The sequence below is a fragment of the Allosphingosinicella sp. genome (assembly GCF_036387215.1).
Taxonomy (GTDB): domain Bacteria; phylum Pseudomonadota; class Alphaproteobacteria; order Sphingomonadales; family Sphingomonadaceae; genus Allosphingosinicella.
In genome coordinates, this window is sequence record NZ_DASVUE010000095.1 from 1 (window position 1) to 4,113 (window position 4,113).

The 4,113-nt window shown below is 72.2% G+C and carries 2 protein-coding genes and 1 pseudogene; all 3 read right to left on the minus strand.

What is annotated here, in order from left to right; genetic code table 11:
* A pseudogene (locus VF662_RS04280) lies at window positions 1-257 on the minus strand (TonB-dependent siderophore receptor); the annotation flags it as partial.
* An 89-nt stretch (window positions 258-346) separates the two neighbouring features.
* Window positions 347-3,787 carry a chromosome segregation protein SMC gene (smc, locus tag VF662_RS04285; protein WP_464138052.1) on the minus strand — a complete coding sequence of 1,147 codons (3,441 nt, stop codon included), beginning with the start codon at window positions 3,785-3,787 and terminating at the stop codon, window positions 347-349.
* A 28-nt stretch (window positions 3,788-3,815) separates the two neighbouring features.
* Window positions 3,816-4,113, minus strand: a 298-nt coding sequence (locus tag VF662_RS04290) for a DsbA family protein (RefSeq protein ID WP_464138059.1), incomplete at its 5' end; no start/stop codon positions are given.

Below are 4,113 nucleotides of genomic sequence, written 5' to 3' on the forward strand. Positions count from 1 at the left end.
ATCGAGCGGAGCGCCTGGTCCTCGATCTGCGCCTCCGAGATGACTGTCATCGCCTGCGGGATGTCCTTGATCTCGGTGTCGGTGCGGGTCCCGGTGCGGGTGGATTTGACGCCATATTCCTCGCGCTGGCCGGTGACGACGATGGTCTGGTCGCCAGTGTCGGGGGCCTTTTCGGCAGGCGCAGGCACATCGGCCGCATGAGCAGGCGCGGCGAGGGCGCAGCCGAGGGCGAGGAGGGAAGCGGTACGGAAGAACATGGTAACCCCTTGGTGTCCGAGCGTCTGTTGCGCTTGGAGGGGCTGCTAACGCGATTGAGAATTATTCTCAATAGCAGAGATTCAGAGGCTCATTCCGCGGCCAGCAGCCGTTCCGCGCCGCCGAGATCGACGCTGACGAGGCGGCTGACGCCCTTTTCCACCATGGTGACACCGAACAGCCGGTGCATGCGGCTCATCGTGACCGCATTGTGGGTGACGATCAGGTAGCGCGTCTCGGTCTCCGCGGTCATTCGGTCCAGCAGGTCGCAGAAGCGTTCGATGTTGGCGTCGTCCAGGGGGGCGTCAACTTCGTCGAGGACGCAGATCGGCGCGGGATTGGTGAGGAAGAGGCCGAAGATCAGGGCGACGGCGGTGAGAGCCTGCTCGCCCCCGGAGAGGAGCGTGAGCCCGGACAGGCGCTTGCCCGGCGGCTGAGCCATGATCTCGAGCCCGGCCTCGAGGGGGTCGTCGGATTCGACCAGCTCGAGATGGGCCTGGCCGCCGTCGAACAGGGTGGTGAAGAGGCTCCGGAAGTGGCGGTCGACCGCTTCGAACGCGGCGAGCAGGCGGGCTCGGCCTTCGCGGTTGAGGCTGCCGATCGACCCGCGCAGGCGATTGATCGCGAGCCCCAATTCCTCGCGTTCGGCCTGGGAGGCGGTGCGGCCCTGCTCCAGCTCTTCGAGTTCGCGCTCGGCGACGAGGTTCACCGGGCCGATCCGCTCCCGCTCAGCCGTGAGGCGGTCAAGCGATGCCGATTCGGCACCGGCCGGCTGGATGGTCGCTTCCTCGAAGCCGAGGCGCTGCGGGAGGAGCGGCGGCGGGCATTCGAACCGCTCGCCGGCGATGCGGCCCATCTCGATCCGGCGGCTTTCCTGGTTCTCGGCGCGGGCCACGGCTCCCGCGCGCGCCTCGCGGGCGACGGCCAGCGCTTCCGCGACTTCGGCCAGGCCGGCCTCGACCTCGCGCAGCCTCGCTTCGCCTGCGCGCTCGGCCGCCGCCGCCTCCTCGGCCGCGGCCCCTGAGCGGCCGTAATCCGCTTCCAGCCGTTCGACCTCCGCCGCAAGCGCATCGGGAGCGCCGGCCAGCCGCTCGGCCTCGGCTTCGGCCTCGGCGATCCGGCGGCCCATGTCGGCGTGGCGCTTGGCGGCGTCGGCGGCCCGGACGCGCCAGTCGGCGCTTTCCTTGCCGGCCGCCTCGGCGCGCTGCTTGTCGGCGCTCACCGCCCGGGCATGGGTGGCCGCTTCGGCGCGCACCTCCGCAAGGGCAAGCTGGGCTGCCTCGGCACGCGCGCGGAGCGTCGCGACCTCGGCGTCGCGTGCCGCGGCATCGGGGAGCGCTGCGACGATCCCTTCCGCGTCCGCCAGCGCCTGCCTGGCGTCGGCAAGGTCGGCATCGGCCTGAGCGGCGCGCTCGGCAAGGCCGGTGCGGCGGAGGTCGAGCCGCTCCATCGCGACGTTGGCGGCATCCTCCTCGCGCCCCGCCTCGCGGATCAGAGCGACGGCGGCGGCTTCCTCCCGGCGCGCTTCGTCGGCTGCCTCGCGGGCGGCCTGGATGTCGGCCATCGCGGTTTCGATCCGCTCGGCGGCGGCGCGAACCACTTCCGCGGCCTCCGGCAGGGCGGTCTCGATCTCGGCGAGGCGGTTCACTCGGATCAGCCGCTCGGCCGCGGCGGCGCCGAGGCCGGTGGCGACATAGCCGTCCCAGCGGCGGAGGCGCCCGTCCAGGGTGACGAGGCGCTGGCCGACGGCGAGCGCGATGCCTCCGTCATCCTCCGGCGCGACTCCGATCTGGGCGAGCCGGCGGGCGAGCTGGGGCGGCCCCTGGACGTGATCGGCCAGCGCCGCGCAGCCGCCCGGGAGAGCCGGATCGCCGGCGCCGATCTCCGCGCCCGCCCAGCGGCGCGGCGAATCGCCGGACAAAGCGGCGTCGAGATCCTCGCCCAGGGCGGCGGCAAGCGCACGCTCGTAGCCCTTGTCGGCTTTGAGATAAGCGATGGCCCGGTCGCCGCCGCTTCCTTCCACCGCCTTGACCAGCGCCTTGGCTTCGGATTCGAGCGCGGCCAGGGCAGCGCGCGCCGAGGCGCTCTCGCTTTCGGCGGCATCGCGGGCGGCGGCGGCCTGTTCGCGCCTGGCTTCGGCGGCTCCGAGCGCTTCGGCGGTCTCGGCGAGCCGGGCCTCGGCATCCTCGCGCTTCTGCCGGGCCGCGCGCTTAGCTTCTACGAGCGGCGCTTCGTCGCCGAGCTCCTTCAGCTGGTCCGCAAGCCGGGCGGCCTCCGCCTCGGCCCGGTTCAGCTTCATGCGCGCAGCCTCCAGAGCGGTCCGGGCAACCCGCGCTTCGGCCTGCTCGGCTGCCTGTGCGGCACGGGCTCGGCCGAGTGCGGCCTCCGCCTCGCGCGCCGCATCCTCATGCTCGACGGTGCGGACGTCGGTCGTTGCGCGGCTCTCCTCGGCATGGGCAAGCCGGCGTGCGATCGCCGCTGCTTCCTCCTCCAGCCTGGCAAGCGCCGCCTTCGCGTCGTCGCCGAGCGCCGCCTCGCGGGCACGGTCGGCAGCAAGCGCGGTGCGGCGGTCGGCCAGCTCCTTGATCCGGCGTGCGATCGTGTCCTGCTCCGCGCGGGCAGTGGCGAGCTTGTGGCCGAGCGCGGTCGCAGCCTCGCGCGCCGCCTGAGCGGCGGCCCGGCGAGAAGCGAGCGCCTTTGCGGCGTCGGCCTGGGCGGCGGCGACGCCGCGCTGCGCCTCGGCCGCCTTTTCGACCGCGGTCACGGCGGCTTCGGCTTCCTTTTTGGCCTGCTCGGCCGCCGCAGCGGCCTCGCGCCAGCGGGCGAAGATCAGGCGCGCTTCGGCGACCCGGATCTTGTCGGTGAGCTTGCGGTAGCGCTCGGCCGATTTGGCCTGCCGGCGTAGCGACGCGGCGCGCTGCCCCATGTCGCCGAGCAGCTCGTCGAGCCGGGTGAGATTGGCTTCGGCGGCGCGGAGCTTCTGTTCGGCGTCCTTGCGGCGCACGTGGAGCCCGGCGATGCCGGCCGCTTCCTCGAGCATCATCCGGCGCTCGGTCGGCTTGGCGGCGATGACGGCGGCGATCTTGCCCTGGCTGACGAGAGCCGGCGAATGCGCTCCGGTGGCGGCATCGGCGAAGAGCAGGGCGACGTCCTTGGCGCGGACGTCGCGGCCGTTCACCCGGTAGGCGGAGCCGGCGCCGCGCTCGATCCGGCGGGTGACCTCGACCTCGCCGTCCTTACCTGCGCCGAGATCGCCGGGGATGTCCTCGGCGGCGCGCTCGACCAGCAGCGAGACCTCGGCAAAGTCACGCGAGGGGCGGAAGGCGGTGCCGGCGAAGATCACGTCGTCCATACCCGAGCCGCGCATCGACTTGGGGCTGGATTCGCCCATCACCCAGCGGATCGCTTCGAGGACGTTGGATTTGCCGCAGCCATTGGGGCCGACGACGCCGGTGAGCCCGGGCTCGATCCGAAGCTCGGCGGGCTCGACGAAGCTCTTGAAGCCGGAAAGCTTCAGCCGCTTTATCTGCATGCCTGCTCCCCCGAGCCCATGCGCGGTGCTAGCCCCCCGCCTTCAGGATGATCGGCTGCAGCTCGGCCCAGGTGTCGGCCTCCACCTTCGTGCCGTTGACGAAGAAGGTGGGCGTGCGCTGGACGCCCATTGCATTGGCGGCTTCGTACATGCCCACGAGCCGGTCCACCGCCGGCTTGCTCGCGAGGCAGGCTTTTGCCCTTTGCGGCGCAATGCCCGCCTGGGCGCCGAGCGGGCCAAGCCCTGCCACCTCGACCAGGCGGCCGAACTTCTGGGGGTCGGACAGTCCCTGCAATTGCGCCTGCTGCGCTTCACTCATTGCAGCG